At 67.7% G+C, this 19,021-nt stretch carries 15 protein-coding genes; 4 read left to right on the top strand and 11 right to left on the bottom strand.

Features of this window, described 5'->3' with window-relative positions; translation table 11 throughout:
• The first annotated feature begins 49 nt into the window (after nt 1-49).
• Both ACFVWG_RS00655 and ACFVWG_RS00660 read left to right on the top strand, forming a co-directional pair.
• Nucleotides 50-796, top strand: coding sequence for a DUF998 domain-containing protein (locus ACFVWG_RS00655; RefSeq protein WP_391541000.1), 747 nt, complete (start codon nt 50-52; stop codon nt 794-796).
• A complete protein-coding gene (locus tag ACFVWG_RS00660; protein WP_391541001.1) occupies nt 732-1,478 on the top strand; it encodes an alpha/beta fold hydrolase in 747 nt (248 codons plus the stop codon). Before ACFVWG_RS00655 ends, ACFVWG_RS00660 begins: the two co-directional genes overlap by 65 nt.
• On the opposite strand, the gene ACFVWG_RS00665 is transcribed toward ACFVWG_RS00660, so the two are convergent.
• The 5 genes from ACFVWG_RS00665 to ACFVWG_RS00685 form a co-directional block, all read right to left on the bottom strand.
• Nucleotides 1,475-2,704 (bottom strand): ROK family protein, encoded by a 1,230-nt coding sequence (locus ACFVWG_RS00665; RefSeq protein WP_391541002.1) that lies wholly within the window; start codon nt 2,702-2,704, stop codon nt 1,475-1,477. The genes ACFVWG_RS00660 and ACFVWG_RS00665 overlap by 4 nt on opposite strands.
• A 70-nt stretch (nt 2,705-2,774) precedes the next feature.
• Nucleotides 2,775-5,699 carry an AAA family ATPase gene (locus ACFVWG_RS00670; RefSeq protein WP_391541003.1) on the bottom strand — a complete coding sequence of 975 codons (2,925 nt, stop codon included), beginning with the start codon at nt 5,697-5,699 and terminating at the stop codon, nt 2,775-2,777.
• A 109-nt stretch (nt 5,700-5,808) separates the two neighbouring features.
• Complete coding sequence (locus tag ACFVWG_RS00675) at nt 5,809-6,030, bottom strand: hypothetical protein (RefSeq protein WP_391541004.1); 222 nt, start codon at nt 6,028-6,030, stop codon at nt 5,809-5,811.
• A gap of 50 nt (nt 6,031-6,080) precedes the next feature.
• Nucleotides 6,081-6,296, bottom strand: coding sequence for a hypothetical protein (locus ACFVWG_RS00680; protein ID WP_391541005.1), 216 nt, complete (start codon nt 6,294-6,296; stop codon nt 6,081-6,083).
• 28 nt (nt 6,297-6,324) lie between these two features.
• Nucleotides 6,325-9,207 carry a type 2 lanthipeptide synthetase LanM family protein gene (locus ACFVWG_RS00685; RefSeq protein ID WP_391541006.1) on the bottom strand — a complete coding sequence of 961 codons (2,883 nt, stop codon included), beginning with the start codon at nt 9,205-9,207 and terminating at the stop codon, nt 6,325-6,327.
• A 556-nt stretch (nt 9,208-9,763) separates the two neighbouring features.
• Between ACFVWG_RS00685 and ACFVWG_RS00690 the strand changes: the two genes are divergently transcribed.
• Together ACFVWG_RS00690 and ACFVWG_RS00695 are read left to right on the top strand one after the other, a co-directional pair.
• Nucleotides 9,764-10,837 carry an MsnO8 family LLM class oxidoreductase gene (locus ACFVWG_RS00690; protein WP_391541007.1) on the top strand — a complete coding sequence of 358 codons (1,074 nt, stop codon included), beginning with the start codon at nt 9,764-9,766 and terminating at the stop codon, nt 10,835-10,837.
• Nucleotides 10,838-10,857: 20 nt separating this feature from the next.
• Nucleotides 10,858-12,318 (top strand): NAD-dependent succinate-semialdehyde dehydrogenase, encoded by a 1,461-nt coding sequence (locus ACFVWG_RS00695; protein WP_391541008.1) that lies wholly within the window; start codon nt 10,858-10,860, stop codon nt 12,316-12,318.
• Between the two features lie 33 nt (nt 12,319-12,351).
• Here the strand turns inward: ACFVWG_RS00695 and ACFVWG_RS00700 are convergent, their stop codons facing one another.
• The 6 genes from ACFVWG_RS00700 to ACFVWG_RS00725 all read right to left on the bottom strand — a co-directional run bounded on the left by ACFVWG_RS00700 (nt 12,352) and on the right by ACFVWG_RS00725 (nt 19,016).
• Nucleotides 12,352-13,572, bottom strand: coding sequence for a glutathionylspermidine synthase family protein (locus ACFVWG_RS00700; protein WP_391541009.1), 1,221 nt, complete (start codon nt 13,570-13,572; stop codon nt 12,352-12,354).
• Nucleotides 13,572-13,985, bottom strand: coding sequence for a hypothetical protein (locus ACFVWG_RS00705; protein ID WP_391541010.1), 414 nt, complete (start codon nt 13,983-13,985; stop codon nt 13,572-13,574). Before ACFVWG_RS00705 ends, ACFVWG_RS00700 begins: the two co-directional genes overlap by 1 nt.
• Before the next feature lie 38 nt (nt 13,986-14,023).
• Entirely contained in the window at nt 14,024-14,698 is a 675-nt protein-coding gene (locus ACFVWG_RS00710; RefSeq protein WP_391541011.1) for a polysaccharide deacetylase family protein, read from the bottom strand.
• A gap of 196 nt (nt 14,699-14,894) precedes the next feature.
• On the bottom strand, nt 14,895-15,641 hold the full coding sequence (locus tag ACFVWG_RS00715) for a 3D domain-containing protein (protein WP_391541012.1): 747 nt from the start codon (nt 15,639-15,641) through the stop codon (nt 14,895-14,897).
• 255 nt (nt 15,642-15,896) lie between these two features.
• The gene (locus ACFVWG_RS00720) at nt 15,897-18,329 is read right to left on the bottom strand and encodes a glycoside hydrolase family 2 protein (RefSeq protein WP_391541013.1); all 2,433 of its coding nucleotides are present in this window, start codon (nt 18,327-18,329) and stop codon (nt 15,897-15,899) included.
• A 78-nt stretch (nt 18,330-18,407) separates the two neighbouring features.
• Nucleotides 18,408-19,016 carry an SGNH/GDSL hydrolase family protein gene (locus ACFVWG_RS00725; RefSeq protein ID WP_391541014.1) on the bottom strand — a complete coding sequence of 203 codons (609 nt, stop codon included), beginning with the start codon at nt 19,014-19,016 and terminating at the stop codon, nt 18,408-18,410.
• Nucleotides 19,017-19,021: the final 5 nt, after the last annotated feature.

A 19,021-nucleotide genomic window follows, 5' to 3' on the forward strand; every position in this document is an offset into this window, starting at 1 on the left:
TACCTGAGTAGGCAGTCAGCGGGTGGCCGGGTGTGGAAGAGTTGCTTCCATGTTCGCCGTACCCGCCGGATTCCCGTACCGACTGACCCGGAATCTCATGATCGCCGCCGGGGTCCTCTACTGCAGCCTGATCCTCGAAGCCGCCGCGGGTTACCCGCTGAACATCCACACTTCGTTCCTCAGTGAGCTGGGTGCGTTGGATCAATCGACCAGCCTGCCTGCGCGGGCAATGGACCTGGGCGCGGGCGTGCTGGTGCTGGTCGCCGCGGTGCTCGCACGGCCGGCAGCGCGGATGCACCGCGATGTCATGGGTCTGATGATCAGTACGGCGTTCTTCGGCCTCGGCACGTTGGCCGACTCGTTCTTCCCGATGGACTGCGCGCCGTCGGCCAGTGCAGCGTGCCGGATCGCGGAGAAGCACGGTCATGACGGTGCCGAGCTGGTGATCCACGAAGTGACCTCGACGCTGGCCGGGCTCGGAACCATCGCGATCGGGCTGTTCGCCATCCTGGTCCTGCGCCGGATCGGGTGGGCCGGTCGCCGGGGCCGGGCGGTCGCCGTACTGGCCGCAGCCGTCTCGCTGACGAACGCCTGGCTCGGCATCGAGACCGGGCTGGAAGTGATCAGTGGCGACGACCTGCACCCGCCGGGCGTCCTGCAGCGCGTGGCGATCTTGCTCGTGTGTGTTTTGCTCGCTGTACTACTTCCCGCTCTGAAGCGAGGTTTCAGCGATGACCATCTGGCTCGTGCTGCCCGGAATGGCCGAGACCGCGGCGGAGTTCGAGTCGCTGCGTGACCTGCTGCCGGGGATCGACCTGCGGGTGATCGATCCGGCACAGACCGCGGTGAACGCCGATCCCGCCGTACTGCGGGAGGCTGCCGGCGTACCGGCCGAGGTGGCGATCGGTCTGATCGGGCACTCGATCGGCGGGCTCGCGGCGTTGCGTTGGGCCCTGACCCGGCCGCAGGAGGTGGCCCGGCTGGTCCTGGTCGACTCCACGCTGCCGTCGGAGACCGGGCGGCGTTGGCTCTATCCGGGGACCGGGGCGGAGCGGGTGGTTCGTAGGGCGCTGGGCTTCCTCGGCCGGACCGGTCTGCCGCGCCTCTTCGGTCCGCTGGTCCGTCGCTCGATGATCCGGGTCGGCAGTGTGACCAATCACGATCCCTTGCCTAAGACAATGATCAGGAAGCTGTACGGCGATTCTCGTTGCTGGCAACGGTTCTGGGTCGAGCTCACGGCCAGCTGGATCGCGGCGGTTGATGTCGGCAAGCTTCTGCCGGGCGGCGGCGTACCGACTGTGTTGCTCGTGGCAACTGGTGGCAGCTCGAGTGTGGGTGCCGACACCTGGTTGGCTGATCAACGCGAGCTGGCTGCAGCCCTGTCCGGAACCGTTGAGGTGCTGCCGGATTCGGCGCACCTCGTCCACATCGACCGCCCCGACGCAATTGCCGAGGCGGTACGGACGTTGCGACCTTAGGTGGTGCTGGTCAGGGTCGGCGTCGGGAGCTTGCGCTGCCACACCTCGTCGAGTGCCATCCGCATGGCGCCGGTGACGACCGCGTCCTCGGCCAGAGCGGACAGCTCCAGCTTCGGGTGGTTCAGGGTGAGCAGCCGCAACTGGTCGGAGATGGCATCCAGCAGGACTGCACCGGCCCGAGCCACACCGCCACCGATCACCACAGCCGTCGGGTCCAGGACCAGTACGGCGGGCGCCAGCGCGCGGGCGAAGTCGCGGGCAACCTGCTGCACGACGGCCTGAGCCACCGGATCACGCTCAGCCGCAGCGGCGAAGACGTCGGCAGTATCGAGCTGGTCACCGCCGAGCTCAGCGAGTCGGGAGTCCGGGTGATCCAGCGCAGCCTGGCGGCCCAGCGCGGCGATGGCCTCCGAGCCGACCGCGCGCTCCAGCGGGCCTCGGCTGTCCTCGGGGTTGATCACGTCGTCCGGTGCGGTCGCGATGAAGCCGATCTCACCGGCCGCGCCCGTGCCACGGTGCAGACGCCCGTCGATCACGATGCCGGCACCGAGCCGCTCACCCCACTGGACCGCGAGCAGTGTGCCCGTGCCGCCACGGGCAGCCGCGATGGCCAAGGCGGCCAGGTTCGCGTCGTTGTCGAGGATGACCGGGCAGTCGAGCAGGCTGCGCACGTGCTTGGTCAGGTCGATCGCGGACCAGCCCGGCACACTCGGGACCAGCTGGACCCGGCCGGTGTGCTCGTCCACGATGCCCGGGCTCGCTGCGACGGCGGCAGCGATGTCATCGGCCGGCACCTCGGCCTCCGCGAGCGCCTCGGTGATCACCTCGCTGATGACCCCGAGCAGCTCCTGAGCCGTCCAGCCCGGACCAGAACGCCGTACCAGCGAAAGCTTGCGACCGGCTAGGTCGGAGACGCCGACGGTCACCCGGTGCGGGCCGACGTCCAGCCCGAGAACCGGCGCCGCGCGGCCCCGCAGCGACACCCGGATCGCCGGTCGCCCCAGCGAGCGGTCCGCGGAATCGGGCCCGTGCTGCTGCAGCCACCCCGCATCCAGCAGCTCGTCGACGGCCTGCGCGACGGTCGGCCTCGCCAGCCCGGTCCGCTCGACCAGTTCAGCGACGCGCAGCGGCGCGGGCGCGGACCGGCGGACCGCGTCCAGCACCGCGGCGACGTTGATCCGCCGCAGCATCGTCGTACCGCCGCCGCCGACCGTTCCCTTGCTCATGTCCGACCCCTTGCCTGCCACTCGCCCACTCTATATACAAAGCGAGCGTTCATAAATTACCTGCTGGGGGTCAGTCTTGCAGCACGGTGCGCGCGAAACTGCTCAACGCCTCCCGATCGGGCTGTTGGGTTTTGGTCATCAGGCTCGCAACGTGCTTCTCCACCGTCCGCGGCGAGATGTGCAACCGCGACGCGATCGACTTGTTCCCGATCCGATCGACCAGCAGCCGGCACACCTCGTACTCACGCGTAGTGATCCCCAACCGCCGCAAATCCGCCGGCACCTGATCACTGCCGGTACGGCGCTGTGAAACCGTCGCCCCGAGTTGCCGGAGCAGGCTGCGGCAAGCACTCGACACCGGCTGGATGTTCGCCCCGTGAAAGTACTCCTCAGCCTGCCGCAACCACCCGATCGGATCGCCCCACCCGTCAGCATGAGCAGGCTCAGCCACCAATCGCATCCCCAGATGCCGGGCCATCGGATAAAGCGACGCCGACTCCATCGCCTCAGTCATCTTCGCGTTCGCAGCAGCGACCTGCCCATCGCGGCCCAGCAGAACCGCATGAGCCATCTGCACAAACTGCCTGTTCCAGCGCATCCCGGCCGCGGCCGTCGCGTTGATCAGCTCGAAGTGGGGCCAGCTGTTCCGGCCGGCCAGCACCCCGAGAAGCAGGGCAAGGCCGCTCTTACCGGAGGTGTGGAACGCGGTCGGGTTCTGTGCGTCGTAGGCGAGTGCCTGCGCCTGGTCGGATTCCGCGAGCTCCCGGTTCTCCTCCAGCAGCGCGCAGAAGGCCCGGCCGAGCCCGTAGGTGACCGGCAACTCGTACGGCGTGTTCTCGCGGGCCAGGCTGGTTGCTTCGTCGAAGGTCTGCTCCATCGCGTTCCGGAGGCCCCGATGGCCTGCGAGGATCCCCTTGTAGGCCAGGAAGAACGTTGCGATGCCGTTGAGCCGGAGGCGGCGAGTCACCTGGAAACCCTCGTCGAGGGTCGTGGCCGCGAGACTGTACTCCCCGCGCAGGACCGCCTGCAGAGCGAGGACGCAGTTGACCTCGTAGACGAGCGCGATCGCGCCGATCCGCAAGGCCTGCTGGCGAGCCCGCTCCACCTCGACGACACTGCCGGTGGCCAGACAGATGCTGCCACCCTCGTACACGTGCGCCAGCACCCGCTGCAGGGCCATGCCGTGCTCTTCGGCGACCTGGCGAGCGCGCTGGAAGTAGGCGATCGACTCGTCGAGATCCCGCTCGCGGGCCAGCATCCCGAGCATCTGGTAGGCCTGGCAGGCCACCTCTGGCAGATCGGCCTGCTCGGCGGCGGCGGCGGCCCTGGTCGCCAGTTCGGTCGCAGTGCGCAGGCGGCCGGGGTTCGTCCGGTCCAGTTCGAGATTCGCCGCCAGAATGTCGACCGGTGCCGTGTCTGCCGGGTCGGCGCCGTTGCCGAGCAGTGACCGAGCCACGGCCAGATGCGTCTCCGCGGCCGCTTGGCGACCGGCCGTGTGCTCGGCGAAGGCAAGGTGCACGTGCAGCTTGGCTACCTTGCAGTGGTCGAGATTGCGGTCCGCCATGTCATCGACGGCAGCCGCGTGCAGGACCAGGTCGTCGAACTGCCCGGCCGTTCTCAAGGCCACCAGCAGCAGCCCGAGCACCTCGGCGCGCCGCTCGAGGTCGGCATCCGTGGCGAGCAGTGTGTTCGCGCGCTCGAGGAGCTTCACCGCGGAGCTGATGGATCCCTCCTCGAAAGATCGCCGGCCGGTCTGCGCGAACAACTGGCCCGCTCGGCTCCGGTCGCCGCCGGTCTCGGCCAGCTCGGCCACCATCGGCGACCACTCGCCGGGCAGGCCTGGATGCAGTTCCTCGATCGCGTCCGCACACCGCCGCGCCAGTTCGGCGCGCTCGGTCGGCGTCAGGCCGGCCAGCAGCGCGTCCGCGGTCAGCGGATGGCAGAACGCATACCAGTCCGGCACCGGTTCGTCCGGCCCGACCAGCTGTGCCGCAACGCCCGCCCGGAGGGTTGCCAGCAGCAACCGTTCGTCCGTGCCGGTGGCTTTGCGGACGACGCTGAGCGGAAACCGGTGCCCGATCACGGCGGCCAGGACGAGAATGTCGCGAGACTCGCTCCCCAGTTGGTCGGTGCGGCTCGTGATACTGCGGACCACCGCGGCCGGCACATTGGTTCGCAGTCCGTCGACCACTTGGAGGCTGCCGTCCGGCCTCGCCAGGAGCTGGCCGGACCGGCTGGCCTCCTGCAGCAGTTCCTCGACGATGAACGGGATGCCGGCGCTGTCTTGCCACAGGCGGTCACCCAGCTCTTGCGGCAAGCCGTCGACCGGCACCTCGAGGCAGGCTGCCGCGAGCTCGACGACCTCGGCCGGCTGGAGTGGCTGGAGTTCGAGCAGGTTTGCCGAACCCCGTTGGGCGGCGATCCGCGCCAGTTCGGTGGCCGGGCAGTGATCCGGTCGCATCGTCGCGACCAGGGTGATCGGCTGGTCCTCGAGGTTGTCGAGCAGATACTCCACGACGGCCATCGTCTCCGGGTCCGCGTCGTGCAGGTCTTCGAGAACCAGTAGACAGCCGCGGCCACGGCCGACCAAGGAGAGCAGGCGCAGAACAGCCTCACCGAGAACAACCGGCGAGGCTGTGGCTTCATGGGCGGTCCCGTCGTCCCATTCGGGAATCAGCCGCCCGAGGACCTGCCGGTACGGGCCGAGGCTGTTCGGGTCGGGCATCTCGCCACGCCGGATCAAGGCCAGTAGCGCCTCAGCGAAAGGGCGGAAGGCAACGCTCGTTCCCAGAGCGCCGACCCGGCCGCGCAGCGCGGCCATGCCGTCGTCGAGGGCGCGAGCCGTAGCGAGCGCCGCGAGGCGGCTCTTGCCGATTCCGGGCTCACCGACGAGGAACACGGCGCCCCCGTGCCCGGCGCGTGCCGTTGCCAGCATCTGAAGGAGCTGGTCGATCTCCGGGTTCCTGCCGACCACCCTGGGCGAACGGGTCTGCATGGTGGCCACTGTAATCACCGATTCCTGATACCGCAGCGGCATCGGCGAAGTCGGCCGAACGGAATGTCCGGCCGACCCCACTGATTCAAACGCTCGCTGGATGGTGCGATCAGTAGAAGCTGATCGTGGTGGTGTTGATGATGGTGGTCGGGTCGCCGTTGGCGACGGCGGCTGCGGCCAGTCCGACCAAGCCGGTCAGCGCCAGCGCCCTGGCGCCGATGCGGGTGCGGGTGGGCAGGGCGATCGGACCCAGCGGGTCGGTCTCGGTCGCGGCCTGGTCAGCGTGGTCGCGACACTCGTCGTTGGTGCGGTCGTGGTTCTGGGCGGTCATGGTTCTCCCCTGGTGCAGATCGGATGATTCCAGCGACAGCTGGCGATCGCTTAGTGGGTGTCGCCGATCGTGGTGGTCTGGCAGATGGGCGATGCCACGGCCATCGCAAGCGTGGACAGTCCGACGAAGCCGGACAGCGCCAGCGCCCTGCCGCCGATCCGGATGCGGGCGGGCAGGTTGATCGGACCCAGCGGGTCGGTCTCGGTCGCGGCCTGGTCAGCTGGGTCGCGACACTCGTCGTTCTGGGTGTGGTTCTGGGCGGTCATGTTGTTCTCCCCTGGTGCTGATTGGATCTCAGCGGCGCATGGCTCGCTTCCATCCGGTGGTTGATTCCAGCAACAGCACGGAGGGCACGCGTTCTGGGAACGCCAGCCGGAGCAACCCATAGCCGATTCCCGCCAGACCGGTCAGCAGACCTGGAGATGGAACCGCACGAGGTGTACCGCACTGTGGTCCGTACTGCTGTACTGCGGCGAGCACCAGCCGGATACGGTTTTGCCGCACCCCCTCTACGGCTGGGTGATCGCTTTCGGTCAGCCACGCCAGTGGCTCGACCGCGCCGAGCTCGCCATGACACAAACTGAGGTCTGCGAGTACCGGACGTTCGGAGGCGGACCTCAAATACATCTCGAGGTCCACAGTTTTTGCCGCCGCCAGCTGCGCCAGGGTGGTTCCGGCGTCGCCGGAACACCAACCAGGGCTGGGCTTCTGGTCATTTCGGTCTAGATCAGCTGCGGTAGCGGCTGCAGCCGCGTACTTGTCGCCGGGCGTTGCGTAGCGGCCGAGCGCCCAGGCGATCCCCTGATAGCCGCGCGTGAAGCCGTGGTGGGGTGCGGCCTGATTGCTGCCGACTGCCTGGACCAGTTCATCGGCGTAGCGCTGAGCGAGCCGGACAGCGGCCGGTACGTCGCGGATCGCCTGCATGGCGGTGAGTCCGCCGGCTGCGCCTTCGGCGTAGTTCGGGAACTCGGCAGGGTCTGGTGTCAGCCGGGCCGCGAGGTCGAGCGACGCGTGCAGCCAGGTCGACAGGTCGGCATCGCCGAGCAGCGTGGACAAGCGGTCCAGTCCGTAACTGATCCCACCGAGGCCGTGCAGCCCCGGACCGATCAGCTGCGCTGACTCCAGGTCGGATTCGAGTGCCTGCAGCAGTTGCGGGATCGGGCGGATGACATCGCGGGCCAGCTCACAGTACTTACGCTCTCCGGTCAGGGCGCCGACCTGCGCGAGGAAGAGCGCCGTACCGGTGTAGCCATTGGTCAGGCCCGCGCCCATGGGGCGCACTGCCCAGTGGTTGTCATCCAGTAGTTCCAGACCGATCCAGTTCGCTGCACCGCCGGTCTTACCGATGACCTGGGCAACGATCTCGTCGGCGATGTCGGTGGCGGCTGCCAGTACGCCGTCCGGGTGCGCGTCCGTGGTGCCCAGCCAGGGCCGGGTTGTCGTGGTGCAGTGGCTGATCGGCTCCGGACGAGTCGCCAGCGTCGCGGAGATCAGCCACCGCTGCCGGTGCTCGTCGACATCGCTCAACGACGCGATCTTCTGCTCGACTTCGGCGAGCCCTTCAGCCGCAAGGACACCAGGGATGCGCGTGCCATCTGATGCCCAGACGTCGCGGCTGCCCGGGGTGACTGTGAACAGTGGGACGTCCCCTGCCCACAAGTCGTCCAGTTCGTGCGGGACGAGACTGTGCAACCAAGAGCCGGCATCCCACAACAGGTCGAGCAGCTGACTGCGTCCGGCTGCCTCGCGCAAGGCGTTCGGATGCGTCGCCTCCTCGAGCAGGCCGGCGTACAGGCTGCTGTTGCGTGGTACGAAGCGCACCTGGTCGCGTGCGCAGCGGGCCAGCATTCCGTCCGGCCCCAGGAGTTCGCGGCGATTCCGGGCGATCGCCTGGTAGGCGTCCCGGAATCCCATCAGCACGGCGGTCTCGTGGTCGCGCGGTTCGATGGCTACGCCGTCAAGGATCGGCCTGTTGTTTCCGGTGGGAACGGCCGCGGGCCGTCGAACCAGGTGCATCGAGTCCAGGCCTGCGTCGGCCCACTCGACGCGGACCGTCGCTGTTGCTTCGACATCTCCACCGAGCCCGGAGATGTCGGCCACTGAGCCCGTAGCACCGACGATGAGCAGCGGCAGCAGGGCGGTGCGGGAAACCGAGCTCCGAATGGCTTGGTTCGCCGGATCGTCGCTGGTCGGTCCAGGCGGAGTCAGCGACGGGTGGAAGAGGGTTTCGATGTCCACGAGGACCGGATGCTCGCCGGCGGCGATCAGGTTTTCGTAGTGCATGTCGGTGCCGTCGAGGACGTACAGCAGGGCGAGCAGGGCGCCTTGGCGGTGGTAGAAGCGGCGGACGGCGGCGGCATCGGCACAGGGCTCGGTGGTGACGAACTCCAACCAGCCGTATCCCGCGCGGCGAGCCAGGCGGACGGTGCGCAGGTCCAGGCCGGTTTTGCTGTTGAGCCAGTCGATGAGCTCGTTGAAGTGGTCGTGCAGGTCCAACGAACGTGGCTTGTAGATGAGGCGGCGGCCGTCGGCGAAGGTGAGGGTGGCGGTGCTGCGGCCGCGGCAGTGCGAGTCGCCACCAGGCTCTACGGAGATCAGGGCGCCGGGATCGCGGCCGTCCAGCAGGTCGGTGACGAGCGACTCTCGGTCCTCGGCGAGTCGTGCCAGCAGCTCGAGGTGGGCCTCGATGCTCTGTCGGCACGACTCGCCCAGGACCCGGGCCAGCACCGGATAGGCGGCCAGGAATTCCGCCAGCTCGCTCCCTCCAACGAGCCGGTGGGTGAAGTCGAGGAAGCGCAGCGCGGAGGTGTCGCCGACCAGGTCGCCGCGGTCGCGGGCCCGGGCCAGTTCGAGCACCAGCGTGCGGGTGGAGAGCCTGACCAGCTTCAGACCGAGGCGGTGGATGAACTGCTCGGTCAGGACGCCGGTGTGGCCGGCGGCGGTCAGGTCGTCGCGGGCGACGGTCAGCAACGGTTGCAGGCACTGCATGAGCGCCTGCCGCCAGTCGTCGTTCACCTCGGCGGACGGTGTGCCCGGGCCGGCGGTGCGGCTGCGCTCGACGTACTGGGCCCAGAGCGGTGCCACTGCGGACCGTTCGTCCGGACGCAGTGCGGCGGACCACCAGGCGGCGTCGCGCTGGTCGGTCCGGAGCGTTCCGGTGGTCACTGAGTTGAGCACTCGCTCAGGCTGCCACCGGCAGTTGGTGCTCGACATGGGTACCAGGCCCCCATATTTCCGGTTCGGCGGGCTACCTAGGGATGACAACGATGGGCAACTGCCGCGGGGCGACGACTGGGGGTTGATCACCCCGCGGCAGCAGCGCCCGGCCGGCCTTTGGTGGAAGGCGGGCCGGATCAGGGCGGGAGCGCCAGGACGTGACTCACAGGCCCACGCCTACTGCGCGGCACTCGGCACGGCACCTCGCCGCACTGGCCCGAAGGGCTAGATGCTCCGCATCGAACCCTCCGATCCAGCACACCGAGCCACCGCACCGAGCACCTGCTCGCTACGGCGCGGACCTGCGAGTCACGCCCTACTACGGCTCCCAGTTCGTTGTCTGCACTCGTCCTTGGCCTCCTCTGCCGCGAATTCTGGAAGGAACGCCGGGAACAATGCCTGACGGATCAGGTAGACGGCAAGGGATTGGTGCCCCCATCTTTCGGGGTACCGGCGGGCGAGAACATGGGGGCTGGACCCCCATGTGGAAACGCGTGCGCGCTGCGACGGTGGTCGGGTGTTATCTCCTCTGACTCCTGGTCTGCCGGTGTCTGCGCACTCGGTGCTGGACACCGTTCCGCAGCTGCCCGGTCAGTCGGCTGCGGCCGCTCTCCGGGAGACCGCGGAGGTCGCACAGGCTGCCGACGACCTCGGTTACCGCCGGTTCTGGTTGGGGGAGCAGCACGGCGTCCGGGGCGTCGGCAGCGCGGCACCTGCCGTTCTTGCCGCCGTTCTCGCAGCACGGACCGACCAAATCCGGCTGGGCTCGGCCGGCGTGCTTCTGACCAACCACCAGCCGCTGGTGATCGCCGAACAGTTCGCTGCGCTCGCTGCGGCGTACCCGAGCCGGATCGACCTCGGTGTGGGCCAGCAGTTCAGTCATGCACCCAGTACGGCGGCCGCACTCGGCGGTGGTGCCCGGGACACCTTCCCGCAACGACTCGACGAACTGTGCGGGTTCCTCCGCGACGGCATGCCTGGCCGTGCACCAGTTGGCGACGTACGGCTGTCGCTGGCCGGACTGCCTCCACCGGTACTCGTGTGTGCCGATCACCCCGGTGCGGCCGCAGTTGCCGCCGTACGGGGGTTGCCTGTTGTGGTGCAGCATCACAGTGCGACTGCGATGACCAGTGCGGCAGTGGCGGCGTACCGGGATCACTTTGAGGCCAGCGGGCCGACGGTGAAGCCTTATCTGGTCGTGACGATCGGAGTGGTTGCTGCGGACACCGAGCAGGAAGCCATCGTCCGGTTCGCCGAGTACGTGCGCGTGAAGACGCGGCTCAGTGTGGCGTCGCCTCGTGCGACCACAGCCGACCTCATGGCGTTGCTGGAGCCGCCACTGACCGGACGCGAGCGCGGTCGCGCCGAACGGCTCCTGGACGACCCGAGCCACATCGTCGGCTCACGGACCTCTGTGGTGTCGGCACTTGGTGATCTGGTCGCCGCTACGACAGCTGATGAGCTGATGCTCGTACCGCTCGCCTTTGATGGTCTGGTCCGCTCATCGATCCTGCGCACGATTGCCGCCGGTCTGACGCGGTCGATCCGGACAGTCCCGCGGCACGCTCCGCCGCTCATTGCCACCGCCTGACAGCGACCTATGGTGGGTACATGGACCAGGAGCAGGCTGTTGTCGAGGGTTGTCCGACTGAGCTGTTCATCGGGGGGAAGTGGAGAGCGGGTGAGGGCGGCCGGACACTGGCCGTCGAGGACCCCTCCACCGGTACGACGTTGTGTGAGGTCGCCGATGCGAGTCCGGCCGACGGTATGGCCGCACTCGACGCAGCCGTAGCCGCGCAGGCGGACTGGGCAGCCACACCACCACGTGAGCGCGGCGAGATCCTCCGCCGTACCTATGAGTTGATGACCGAGCGCGTTGACGAGCTCGCACTGCTGATGACGCTCGAGATGGGCAAGCCGGTCGCCGAGTCCAAGGGCGAGATCGCGTACGCGGCCGAGTTCTTCCGCTGGTTCGCGGAAGAGGCCGTGCGGATCGAGGGCAGCTATCAGGTCGCTCCGAACGGCAAGGGCCGCTTCCTGGTGATGCGGCAGCCGGTCGGCCCGTGCCTGCTGATCACACCGTGGAACTTCCCGGCCGCGATGGGCGCCCGCAAGATCGGCCCGGCGGTCGCGGCCGGCTGCACGATGGTGATCAAGCCTGCGGCGCAGACGCCGCTTTCGATGCTGAAGCTGGCCGAGCTGATGACCGAAGCCGGCCTGCCTGCTGGCGTCCTCAACGTGCTGACGACCAGCGACTCCGGTGGCGTGATGGAACCGCTCATCCGCGACGGCCGCGCTCGCAAGCTGTCCTTCACCGGCTCCACCCAGGTCGGCCGCAAGCTGATCGAGCAGGCCGCCGAGCAGGTGCTGAAGACCAGCATGGAGCTGGGTGGCAACGCGCCGCTGCTCGTGTTCGCCGACGCCGACCTGGACAAGGCGGTCGAGGGCGCGATGCTCGCGAAGATGCGCAACGGCGGCGAAGCCTGTACGGCGGCCAACCGGATCTACGTGGAGACGCCAGTGATGGCGGAGTTCTCGCAGCGCCTCAGCTCGCGGATGGGCGCTCTCACGGTGGGCCGCGGCACCGAGGACGGTGTCGACCTCGGGCCGCTGATCGATGCGACCCAGCGGGACAAGGTCAAGGACCTCGTCGACGACGCGATCGCGCATGGTGCGCAGGTCCTCACCGGTGGAACGGTTGCCGAGGGCAAGGGCTATTTCTATCCGCCGACCGTGCTGGCCGACGTGCCGCGCGACGCCCGGTTGCAGAAGGAGGAGATCTTCGGGCCGGTCGCGCCACTGACCGCCTTCGACACCGAGGACGAAGCGGTGGCGATGGCGAACGACACGGAGTACGGGCTCGTCTCCTACCTGTTCACCAACGACCTGAACCGCGCGCTGCGCATCTCCGAACGCCTCGAGACCGGCATGATCGGCCTCAACCAGGGCATCGTGTCCAATCCGGCCGCGCCGTTCGGTGGCGTCAAGCAGTCCGGCCTCGGTCGTGAAGGTGGGACGGTCGGCATCGACGAGTACCTGGAGACCAAGTACATCGCCATCAACCTGGATTAGCTGCGACCGGGGTGGTGGGGTGGGAAATGTGTTCTACTCAGCGAGCCAGCGCTGGACGGTCTCGGCATCAGGGCGCGGACTGGTGCCGATGGCGTGCGGGACGAACCGGGCGTAGTAGTCGGTGATCGGCCCGTCGGACTCGCGCACCATCATGCCGGCGGCCGAGCCGTCGACGATCCAGCTGCCCAGCACCGCCTGGTTGCCGTCGTACGACGGAAGTGGGTACCACTGCTGGTAGACCATCGTCGACATGTCGTACGGACCCTCCTGTGTGTGGTCCTGGTCGGCGGTGTGGATGACGATGTTGCTGCCCTCGCGGCCGTGCAGCGGTTTGGCTACCCACTCGGTCAGATCGCCCGGGTGACCGAAGTACGCGGGGAGCAGGTTCGGGTGGTCGGGGTAGAGCTCCCAGAGCACCGGCAGGATCGCCTTGGTGGACAGCATGGTCTTCCAGATCGGCTCGATCCACTGCACCGGCTGACGCTCGGTACCCGCGAGGATGAAGCGGCCGAACTCCTCGTCGAGCATGTCCTCCCACGGGTACAGCTTGAACGCCGTACGGATCTGTCGGTTGCCCCAGTCCACAAAGGCGCGCTGTGCGGCGTCCCAGCCCACGTCCTCGATCTGATGCCCGTACGTCGCCAATCCGGCCTGCGCGGCGGTGTCCCGCAGGTACGCGACCGTCATCTCCTCCTCACCGGACGTCTCCGCGGCCGAGTTGAAGAAGTGCGCCTCGTTACCGGGGAAGCGACCCGCTGCGAGCTGTCGGGCCCACCACTGCACCAGGCGGTCGTGCACGGAGTTCCACTGGTCCGCGTCCGGGAAGACGTCCTCCAGCCAGTTCCACTGGATCACTGCGGACTCGACCAGGCCGGTGGGGGTGTCCCCGTTGATCTCCAGCATCTTGGGGTCGGTGCCGTTCCAGGCCAGGTCGAAACGCGCGTACATCGACAGGTCTTCGCGCTTCAGCGACTGCTGGACCATGGGCAACGTGCCAGGTGCAAGGCCGAGCTGAGCGTCGGAGAACCGGTCTCCGGTCGCCATGACCTCGGCTGCGTGCCGACACATCGCGTAGAGCTCCTCGGTGACGCTCTCGAGGTGCAGGACCTCGTCCATGGTCACCTCGTACCAGGCGCTCTCATTCCAGTACGGGCGCTCGGTGCCGTCGGGCATGTCGGTCATCGGGAACACCAGACCCTGCTCGACGACCTTGTCCCGCCAGCCGGGGCGTGGCTTGCTCGCATGCCGCCACATCAGCCGCCGGACCTCCCATGACTGGAGTGGCCGAAGCCACCGCGCGAAATGGTGCCGATATCGCCACCACTCTTGGACAGTCCACCACGTTGGACCGTCGGCGAGCCACTACCGCCGCCGGTGCGCTCGTCGCGCTGCCGGGGCACGGTGTAGGTGCCGTTGCCCGCGTAGTACCGCCCACCGATGGCCGGCACGTACGCCGCGCTGCGAGTCGCCATGTAGAACCAGAAGAACCCTGCGCCCGAGCCGTGGTACTCCCGCTCGTCCTTGCAGTTGGTGTCGTCGACCCGGGTCTCCGTCTGCGGATCGACACAGATGGCCGCGTAGTCGGCAGTGTCGTCGTCGCTGGAGCACCCGGTCAGTGTGGCCGCGACCAGAGCGGTCAGGCCGAGCGTGATGCCGGCACTCCGCATCCGCCTGTTGTTCACAAGAAACTGACGGGACAGGCGTGTCAGCGGTTCCCGTTCATGAGCTGAGTCACAGTGACCAGCTGGAAGCCACGCGCCCGCAGCTTCTTCACGATCGGTATGAGCGCCTGTGCCGTGTACGGCGCGTTGTCGCCGCCATGCATGTGCAGTACGACGATTGAGCCGTTCTGCACGTGGGAGAGCACCTGCCTGATGATGGGCCTCGGTGACTTCGCGAAACCGTCAGCACCCGGTACGTCGAGCCCGACCGCGGTCACACCGGCCGGTGCGAGCTCGTGCAACGCCGTACCGTCGTAGCACCCACCGGGGAACCGGAACCAGCGGGTGGCGTGGGAGTCCAGGGCATCGAGCTGCTTGACCGCCTTCTGGACGTCAGCCAGCATCTCCGCGCGGGGCACCGTTCCTAGCGTGTAGCAGTGCTTGGTGAAGGCGCGGTGGTCGTAGGTGTGTGTGCCGAGCTCGAACTGCGGGTCAGCAGCCAGCTCCCTCGTCACCTCTGGATACTGCTCCATCCACATCCCGGTGAGGAACATGGTGGCCGGAACCTGTAACTGCCGGAGCTCTTGGATCAGAGTGGCGTTGTAGTACGACTTGACCTTCCCGCTCTGCAGCCGCTTCCGCATGACCGCTGTGAGGTCGGCGTCGAACGTCAGCGCGACCAGCTTCTTGTCACGCGGCCCATGGTCGATGACCCGCATCACATGACTAGTCGGTGGGGTGAACGGAGTGGACGGAGGCGGAGGCGGGGGCGTCGCCGACGGTGTTGTCTTAGGCGTCGTGGTCAAGGGCACGACGCCTGTCGACGACTGCTGATCGCCACAACCGGCCAACATCACTACGGCTGCCAGCAGCAGCGCAATCCCCCGAGCCCCAGTCACGAGCGACCAGTATGCGTCACTCCACGGTCAACGTGAGGCGCTGGATGCCCCAGTTGTCGGCGGCGGAGCCGGGCGGGAACCAGACGTCCACGATGTCGTCCTTGATCCAGCTGCCGATGTCAGCCGCGTAGCAGTGGCCGTAGCCCGGGACCCAGAGGCGGGTACCCCAGGGGATGTTGCGGGCGTCGACTGCACAGATGCCGGTCCCTGCGTTGTAGCCGAGCGCGGTCTGGGCGACGTCGTTGTACGCCGAGACGCGGTAGTTCAGCGTGGTGCCGACAGGCAGCGTGTACGCCGCCAGTTGGTTGGAGGCGTTCAGCCGGAACGAGGTGGTGATCTGGCCGATCGACGAGGCCGCAGTGTCCTCGGCCGACATCGCATACACCTGGTAGTGCGCACCCTGGCACGGACTGCTGTCAGTGACCGTGAGAGTCGTCTGACCCCAGTCACTGATCCACTGCAGCGCCTGACCGTTCTTGAACGCGCGGTACGCCTTGGCGCCGGTCACGCGGTTGAACGTGAACGTGACCTTGCCGTCCGTGCCGAGCCCACCGTTGATGCCGGTGGGTGCCGGCAGCCGACCGGCCACGCTGTACGCCGGTGCGGTGGTCCCGTTCCCGTGACCACCGGAGACGGGCCGGTCCGGGATGGTGCCGGTGTAGAAGTGCTGACAGACCGGCAGCGCGGCGTGTGCTTGGGCCGGAGCGACGAGGAGCGCGCCGAAACTCAGCAGCGCAAGGCTGATGACACGAAATCTGGGCATGACGACAAGACCTCCAAGGCGGGGCGGAACCTTGGGGTGTGGCTGGCAACTCCCCGCCTACTGCGCTGCACTCGGCACGGCACCTCGCCGCACTGGTGCAAAGGGCACGATGCTCCGCATCGAACCCTTCGCCCCAGCGCACCGATGCACCGCACCGAGCACATGCTCGCTACGGCGCGGAGTCACCAGCCACACCCAGGGCATTCATCCCCAGTAGGCGGCTCGCCCCACCCTTAGTCAAGGTCTCGTCGTAAGTCAGTTCAGCAGGTCGTTCGCCGAGCGCAGGACCGGTACGCCGACCTCGGCCGGAGCGTCTGCGCCGGTCACGTGGAAGGTGTGGGATTCCCCGGCGGACAGGGTGATCAGGCAGGAGTCAACCCGGGCTGCAGGGTCCAGGCGGTCCGGGAACAGCGCCAGGTCCTTGGCCAATGCGGTTGCCGTGACCGTGACGTCGTACCCGCTGTCGGTCGGCTTCACGGCTGCTGTGTAGGCGTCGGGTGCCAGCTGCAGCGTGGTGTCTTCGACGAAGTACCAGTACGCCGTCGATCCGTCGTCGCCGCGGACCTCCAGGTACTCGAAGGTCGAGTCCTCGCTGAGTAGTGAAACCGGGACCGTGTTAAGGGTCGCGGAGCGGGGCTCTACTTCGAGAGCAATGCTCTCCCGTGCGAACACCTCACCACCTGGCCCGGTCGACCGCCGGGTCAGCGTCAGCTGGGTCGACCACGGCACATCGGAATCGTTGTGCGCGGCAACGACCAGACCGTCTTCCCGCGGCTGCACGGTCAGCAGGCGCTCGGCGTACACCTTCTTCAGCGCGAACCAGAGCGGCTTGCGGATCCCGTGCCCGTCGACCGCGGCCCACGAGACGACCGGCCAGTTGTCGTTGAGCTGCCAGATGATCGCGCCGGTGTTCAACGGGAACAGGCTGCGGAAGTGCTCGATGCCGTAGACGATCGCCCGCGCCTGGTTCAGCTGCGTAGTCCAGTGCCAGTCATCCATTCTAGATACATTTCCCACCCCACCCCGGTCGGCTTTCCACAAGGGCAGGTGGTCACCGAGACCGCGCTCCAGTTTGAGGTTGCCCTCATACGCCTTCTGGTGCACCAGCATCTGCTCGCCGTACGGGTCGAGCGGCTCGTCGTGCACCACCGAGGTCAGCGTCGACCAGGCCGGCGGTCCCTGGAACCCGAACTCCGACACGAACCGCGGCTTGTACTTGCGGTACGTCGAGTAGTCCACCTGGTTCCACACATCCCAGATGTGCATGGTCCCGTTGCGTTCGTCGTTCGGGTGGATGAAGTGGTCGTACGAGTACGGACTGCCTTCCGAGTACGGCGTCCGCGGGTCGAGCTCGGCGACGATCTTCGGCAGCAGGTCGAAGTAGTAGCCCTCACCCCATTTGCGCCCGGCCAGCGGCGCGCGCCAGCCCCACTCGACGTACCCCCAGATGTTTTCGTTGTTGCCGTTCCAGACCGCGAGGCTGGCGTGCTTGCTCAGCCGCGTGACGGCCTGCTGTGCCTCCGCCTCGACCTCGCTCCACAGCGGCTCGTCCTCGGAGTACGCGGCGCAGGCGAACAGGAAGTCCTGCCAGACCAGGACGCCTTGCTCGTCGCAGATGTCGTAGAAGTCGTCGGTCTCGTAGATCCCGCCGCCCCAGACGCGCAGCAGGTTCATGCCGGCGTCGAGCGCGTCCTGGATGCTGGTCTCGTACGTCGAACGGTTCAGCCGGGTCACGAAGGCGTCGTCCGGGATCCAGTTCGCGCCCCGGATGTAGATCGGCTTGCCGTTCACCGACAGGACGAACGGACCGCCGTCCTTGTCGGGGGCAACGTTCATGGTGATGTCGCGGAAGCCCACGCGGCCGGTCCAGGCGTCATCGCCGGTCGCCACGCTGACGTCGTACAGGGGCTGTTCGCCGTGGCCGCGCGGCCACCAGACGGCAACGTCTGCGACGCTGTTGGTCAGCGTCACGGATTCGGTGCCGGGGGCAACCGTCGTCGACGCCGACGTGCCACCGACCTCGACGGTCACGGTCGTCTCGGCCGCGCCTTCGCGCCAGGCGAGCGCGACGTGTGTAGTGAGAGTGCCGTCCTGGCTTGCCAGCGGGCGGACCGTGTCGATCCGTACGCCGGACCAGGACTCGATCCCGATCGGCTTCCAGATACCCGCGGTGGCGAGATCCGGTCCCCAGTCCCAGCCGTAGTTGCTGGCCATCTTCCGGATCGCGTTGTAGGCATGCTTGTTGGTGTGCGGCCAGAGTCCGAGCGTCTCGGCCAGCTTCTTCGCGGCCTCCACCGGCGCCGCGAACTCGATCACGAGTTCATTGCCTTCGGCAACCAGCAGTGTGGTGACGTCGAAGCGGTAGCTCCGGTGCTGGTTGGCGGTCTGTGCGAGCTGCGTCCCGTTGAGCGTCACGGTCGCGACGGTGTCGAGTCCGTCGGCCACCAGTTCCTGAACGGCGTGCCCGTCCGCCGCCCAGTCGAATGTCGTCCGGTAGGACCAGTCGGTCGACCCGATCCAGGCCAGCTTGCTCTCGTTGTCCCCGTCGAACGGATCCGGAATCACACCGGCCGCCAGCAGGTCGGTGTGCACCTCACCCGGCACAGTCGCCGCGATCGGTCCATGACCGACCGCCTCAACGGTCCAGGCGGCGCCACCCTCGGTGGTCAGATTCTTGCGAGCAGTCACAGCGGATCTCCAGGAGAGCGTGAACCGGTTTAGTCAGAACAAACTACTTCCCCCGGAGTGAGGTCCGGGAGAGGTAGTTCAGGGAGCGAGAACGTACTGGCGCCACAGATCGGCGAGTGCCTGGTGGCCGGTCGCGCTGGGGTGCACACCGTCGTCGGCCAGAGTGGCCGCACCTACCGACAGAGCGAGCTTGTTGAGCTCGACATCGGCCGGCACCAGGATCGCGTCGTACTCGCGAGCGAGCTTGCGGACGACCTCGATCTTGGGATCGAGGTCCTCCCGCCACGCGGCGTGCTCCGGCTTCACCTGCAGCAGGAACGGCTCGACCAGCACGAGCGGGCAACGCAGCGGTTCGAGCAACTGCCGGTACGACGCCTCGAACGCCTCGACCGTGGTCGGGTCGTTCTTGTCGTAGCGCCGCCAGGTGTCGTTGATGCCGATCAGGATCGACACCAGTGACGGTTCGAACGCCAGTACGTCGGTGGACCACCGCGCAACCAGGTCGACCGCGCGGTTGCCACTCGTCCCGGCGTTGACGATCCGCGGCCGGTCGTCGCCGAGATCATGAGCGATGTCCCGGACGTAGGTGTCGCCCAGGCCGGTGGGATCGGTGCGGTGACCGCCGTCGGTGACGGAGTCCCCGGCGAACACGACGGTCCACCGGGGATCCAGTTCAAGTTTGTTCACGCGAC

It is taken from the genome of Kribbella sp. NPDC058245 (assembly GCF_042882005.1).
Lineage (GTDB): Bacteria > Actinomycetota > Actinomycetes > Propionibacteriales > Kribbellaceae > Kribbella.